Source organism: Streptomyces capoamus (genome assembly GCF_014654935.1).
Classification (GTDB): Bacteria; Actinomycetota; Actinomycetes; order Streptomycetales; family Streptomycetaceae; genus Streptomyces; species Streptomyces capoamus.
Genome location: NZ_BNBF01000031.1, coordinates 4,000 through 8,738 on the forward strand (window position 1 = coordinate 4,000; position 4,739 = coordinate 8,738).

General features: G+C 66.1%; 5 protein-coding genes and 1 pseudogene. All 6 read right to left on the reverse strand.

Going from position 1 to position 4,739, the window contains the following annotated elements; genetic code table 11:
- Positions 1-153 precede the first annotated feature (153 nt).
- Positions 154-384 carry a DUF6207 family protein gene (locus IE312_RS43005; protein WP_306419851.1) on the reverse strand — a complete coding sequence of 77 codons (231 nt, stop codon included), beginning with the start codon at positions 382-384 and terminating at the stop codon, positions 154-156.
- A 21-nt stretch (positions 385-405) separates the two neighbouring features.
- A complete protein-coding gene (locus tag IE312_RS33285; RefSeq protein WP_189985957.1) occupies positions 406-2,238 on the reverse strand; it encodes a hypothetical protein in 1,833 nt (610 codons plus the stop codon).
- The gene (locus tag IE312_RS33290; protein ID WP_189985958.1) at positions 2,238-2,717 is read right to left on the reverse strand and encodes an ABC-three component system middle component 2; all 480 of its coding nucleotides are present in this window, start codon (positions 2,715-2,717) and stop codon (positions 2,238-2,240) included. The genes IE312_RS33285 and IE312_RS33290 overlap by 1 nt, the downstream gene beginning before the upstream one ends.
- A gap of 92 nt (positions 2,718-2,809) precedes the next feature.
- Positions 2,810-3,937 (reverse strand): ABC-three component system protein, encoded by a 1,128-nt coding sequence (locus IE312_RS33295; RefSeq protein WP_189985959.1) that lies wholly within the window; start codon positions 3,935-3,937, stop codon positions 2,810-2,812.
- A gap of 80 nt (positions 3,938-4,017) precedes the next feature.
- Positions 4,018-4,167: a hypothetical protein gene (locus IE312_RS33300; RefSeq protein ID WP_189985960.1), complete on the reverse strand. Its 150-nt coding sequence runs from the start codon at positions 4,165-4,167 to the stop codon at positions 4,018-4,020.
- Between the two features lie 214 nt (positions 4,168-4,381).
- A pseudogene (locus tag IE312_RS33305) lies at positions 4,382-4,739 on the reverse strand (transposase); the annotation flags it as partial.

Below are 4,739 nucleotides of genomic sequence, written 5' to 3' on the forward strand. Positions count from 1 at the left end.
GCGCTGTGCGGGCCTGTGTCTCTGAAACACGCCGTCCAGGGGTCGATTTTGCAGCCCAGGGGGCAGACTGACGCGAGTACTGGCGACTCCTACACGCCCTCCGGCGAGGACTTGGTGGTGGAGGTCGTGGGGGCATGACCCAGCACGCGGCCGTCACTGTGATGCGGCTGCGCTGACCCGTGGCAAGGCTTTGTTCACCGCGGCCGGGCTGATCAGCTGGCACAGGTCCGGGTAGCAGCGCATCCGTACGCCGGGCTCATCCGCGTCCCGCGTCGTCCGCTCCCCTGTCGCTGCTGCCCACCGTTCGGCGAGCATCTGCTGGATGGCTAAGGCGGTGGCGTCGTCGGCGGCCGTGTCGACGACGACCAGGCCCGGCTCACTCAGGTGCGCCGACCGAGTGAGCGCTCAGTCTTCGCCCTGTGCCGGGAAGAATCCTGCGCGTTCCGATCCTGGCGTGCTGAACGCGTACACCGTGGCGTACTCGTCCAAGTCCCTGGGCGGGTCGCCGTTCTCGACCACGATGACCTGACCCGGAACGTCGCTGAGCAGACCCCGGTAGAAGTGCTCGACGACGTTGTGCGTGAGCTGGACGTCCTGCTCGTGTGGCTCCCGATAGGTGAGGACCGGCGAGTCGAGCACGACGAACCCGGGGTGCGACAGGTCGCGGGCGGCTGTGTATCCGGCAAGGGCGGTGGAGAAGGCGGCGTGGATGACCGAGCGCATGCCCTTGCCGCGGCTACTCCTGGGACGGCCGTCAACGGTGATCTCAGCCGTGCTCTGGTCGTAGGTGACGCCGTTGTCGCCGGGCACCTTCCAGGACTGCAGAATCTGCTGGACCATGCGCTCGAACTCGGCAAGGTCAGCGGCGGGGATACCGTCCAGGCGGGCCGGCGGCGGTTGCTCCGACGTGCTCGACTCCAGGTTGGCCTTCATCTCCTCGAGCCGCTGGATCTGCGCATGGATGGCGAGGTCCGCCTGTATCCGCGAGCGGGTGGACAGAAGTTCTTGGCTGTCGGCGTTCAGGGGCGCCAGGCGTTCGTCGAGACGAGCCAAGTCGCGACGCAGCCCTTCATCCTCGTCACGGCAAGCGGCGTGTTCGCTGTCGAGACCCGCCAGTTGGGCTTCGAGATCCTCGATCGTGGTGAGCAGATCGGTATGGAGTTCGGCGGTCTTGCGTGTCTCCGCGACGACGGCGGCCTGAAGCTGTGTGGTCTCGTGAAGGTGGTGACCAGCCTGTTGGTGTTCGGGGGTGGCACCGCAGAAGACGCACGTTCCGGTGCGGAAGTACCCAAGGAGGGTGCCGGCTTCGGCGACCATCTGCAGGCGGGCGAGGTCTGACTCGTACTGCTGGCGAAGCAGGTCGAAGCGGGCGAGCAGGGAGCGGACCTCACCGGCGCGGGTTCGGTTGTCGGTGGTTCGAGATTCGAGAGTGCGCGTCCGTCCCAGAAGTGCCGACCGCCTGGCAATCAGGTCTCCAACAACTGCGGATGCGCTGGCCAGCGCCGTTTCGAGACGACCAAGTTGTTCCCGCAGCTCGGCTTCGTTCGCCTCGATGGTGAGGCTGTCCCGGGTGTCGGTGATGACCTGGTCGAGGAGGTCGATCTTTCCCTTGCCGACCTTCTTGTCGACATCGCTCGCTCCCTTGGGCCCCTCTGGATCGTCGGCCCCGGTCAGCAGGTACTTGAAGGCCGACTTCTCCGCGGTGGCGCTGGTGTTCTGCCCGCTGGTGAGGACTGGTGAGCGGGGAGCGGCCATCTGTGTCTCGCTGATGACGCATAGGTGGGCCAGGTGGCGGAAGCTTAGGGAGACCCGGTCGCCCCGTTGGTTCTTGAGGAGGTTGCGGCCGTCGGCGCCGATGAGCTTGAGCAGGTAGCGGGAGAGGTTGTTCTCGCTCGTTGCGCTGTGCCTGATGTTGAGGGTCTTCTCCGGGGGCGCAGTGGTCAGTGCGCGGACGTCGCCGCTGTGGATCTCGACCTTGTTGTCATCGGGGGCCCGGGAGAGGGTGACGGTCTGGCCGTCGGCCAGGCGGAGGCCGAGCAGGATGCGGGTGTAACCGTCGGCTTCCTGGATCTCCTTGAGGCTGCTCGCGCCGAGCATGTAGTCGATGGCTTCGACGATGAAGGATTTGCCGGTGTCTGAGGCGCCGTAGATGACGGTCAGGTGCCGCCCGAATTCCACGGCGGCCGGCGTTTTGCCGGGGCCGACGAAGGTGAGGTGGAGCAGGGTTAGGGCGCTCACTAGATCTCCTCCTCCCCGTGGTTGGGGACGTCGGCCCGAGAACGGTCGGTCCAGTCCTGGGTGATCTGCTTCATGCCGTCGCGGACATCCGTTCCTTCATGCATGTACGCCGAGGTCAGCCACTCCGCGCGTTCCTTGAGCTGGCCGAGGTAGGGGGCTTCGAGGACGTCAAGGAAGCTGGCGGCTTCGTCTGTCGCGCCGTAGAGGAAGCCGTCCGCGGTCGCGGCCATGTCGGCAAGGCCAGCACGCATCAGCACGACGAGTCCCTGCTCGATGAGGCGTCGCCGCAGGCCCAGCTCTCCTGGGCCGACGGGAAGGTCCGGGTGGAGACTGTCCGGTCCGCCGTCGAGGTCGCCGCTGTGGAGCATGGCGTGATCGAGGTACACGAGCTGCGCAACGTCGAGGCGCCGCGGGAAGGTCTCGGCCAGCAGGACGAGGGCGCGGACACCGACTTCCAGCGGGCTGTTGAGAGGGCTCACGGTGGTTGCGTTGCGTACCTCACCCGGTGGCTGTTCTCCTGGCGGTGCTCCAGACCCGTCGGTCCGGGGACCTCGTGGACGGCGGCGAGGACTCATTGCGACTCCTCTTTGCACCAGGTCAGCTGACCATCGTTCGCAAGGTGATGGCACAAACCCTTGCGGTCGCGGACGGTGATGACCGGGGCGAGGATGTTGGCTGGGTTCGGCTGGTGGTGCACGGCCGCTTCCAAGACGGCAGTCAGCCGCTCATAGCCGAGGCCGTACTCGCGTTCCTCAGCCTCAATCACGGCCTCGAAAAGATCGGTCTCGACCGCCTCGTACGTCTCGTACGGGACGCTCTCACGGGCGAAGACCCGCAGAGCTTCGGCGCTGTAGAAGGCTTCCCTCTGGCGCGCTAGGTGCTGCTGCGTCCGGGCGTGGGCGCGGGCCTCATGGAGGGTCTGCAACTGGAGGCCGTACTTTTCGTTGTAGGCCGCCAGAAGCTTTTGGACGTAGACCGCCTCCTGCGCTCCCTGTTCCGATGGAGGCTGCTTGACCGCGGGCCGGCGCCCGAGCGGGGTCGGGAAGCGTCGGGCATGATGTGGCGTCGTGCGGTGCAGGTCCACGATCCAATCGATGTTCCGGGCCTCGAACATGGAGAAGTCGTTGGCGTGGGCGAGCGCCTCGACCGCCGTTCGGACGCCCGCATGCAGCTCTGCGCCGAGTTTGGTGTTTGCCTTGTTCCAGGCCTTGAAGAACTCTTCTTTCAGCGTCGCCGGATTGGCCAGGTAGCGGGTCAGGTACGAGCCGATCTTCGGTGCCACGAAGATGTAGCGGGTCGGCAACTCGTACACGCCAAGTACCTTCGCCACGAAGATCTTGACGATCTCCGGCCACGCGTCCGCCGGCTGAAGCGCGTCCTGGTAGTGCTTGCACTGATAGCAGTGCCACTCACCGTTCGTACCCTGCCGGGTCAAGCAGGCAGCGACGTCGGCACCACGGTCTCCGGCCCCGCCCATGCGCGTCACCAGCACGTACGGGTGCCCCAGAGCGCGGACCCACTCGACGGTGAATTCTTCCCACTGCACATCCGAATACGTGTACAGGTACTGCTTGGCGGTGAGCAGCGGGGCACCCTGCATAGGAGGCGCCAGGACGACCTGGGACGGCGAGTTCGGCACTGGAATGCCCTCAAACACCGGCCCCTCTTCTTCTTGAGCCGCTTCCTCCGCTTTAGCCATGTCCCCCCGCAGCGTGCCGTAACGCAAGATCAACCCTAGGTAGTCATACCACCCGGCCCACCCCCGGCGGAATCCTCTCGTCAGACCGATGCCAAGGCTTCGTCCGGCGCAGCCGGGCTGATCGCCTGGCGCAGGTCCAGGTAGCAGCGCAGCCGTGCCTCGATGGTGAGGCTGTCCCGGGATCGCACCACCGCACCGGATCGGTGCGCACCTGGTGCGGTGGTGCGCACCCACCCGGTGTGCATCGTGCATCCGATGCACACCGGGTGCGCTCAGTGCCTGTGTCACATCCCCTGTCCGCAGGTCGCGGGGTATGCAGGTGAGGAGTGATCGTTTTTTTCCGTTCGGTTCGGCGTCCGGCGGACGCCGAACCGAACGGAAAATGGAAGACTGTCAGGCGACTGCCGTGAGGGGAGTTGTGGCCACCTCGGTGCGGCGGTTCCGGCGGGTGAGGCGGCGGGTCATGAGGGTGATGAAGGCCCACTGGATGTGGGCTTCGGCATGGGACATGAGGCGCTCGTAGTCGCGTGCGTTGCGACGGGCCCGCATCGTCCATGAATTTGAGCGTTCAACTACCCAGCGTTTCGGCAGCAGGACGAAGCCTTTGGCGTCCTTGGGGCGGGAGACGACCTTGACGGTGATGCCGAGGGTGTGCTGTGCCCAGGTGGCGAACTCCTCGCCGCCGTAGCCGTTGTCGGCCCAGACGAGCACGATCTCGGGGTGCTCGGCATGAAGGCGGGTGAGCAGGACGCGGGCGGCGTCGCGGTCCTGGACATCGGCGGGGGTGACGAGGAGGTCCACG

Coding starts and splice junctions, on each gene's coding strand:
- IE312_RS33295 (WP_189985959.1), bottom strand. CDS start 3,937: ATGGCTAAAGCGGAGGAAGCGGCTCAAGAAGAAGAGGGGCCGGTGTTT.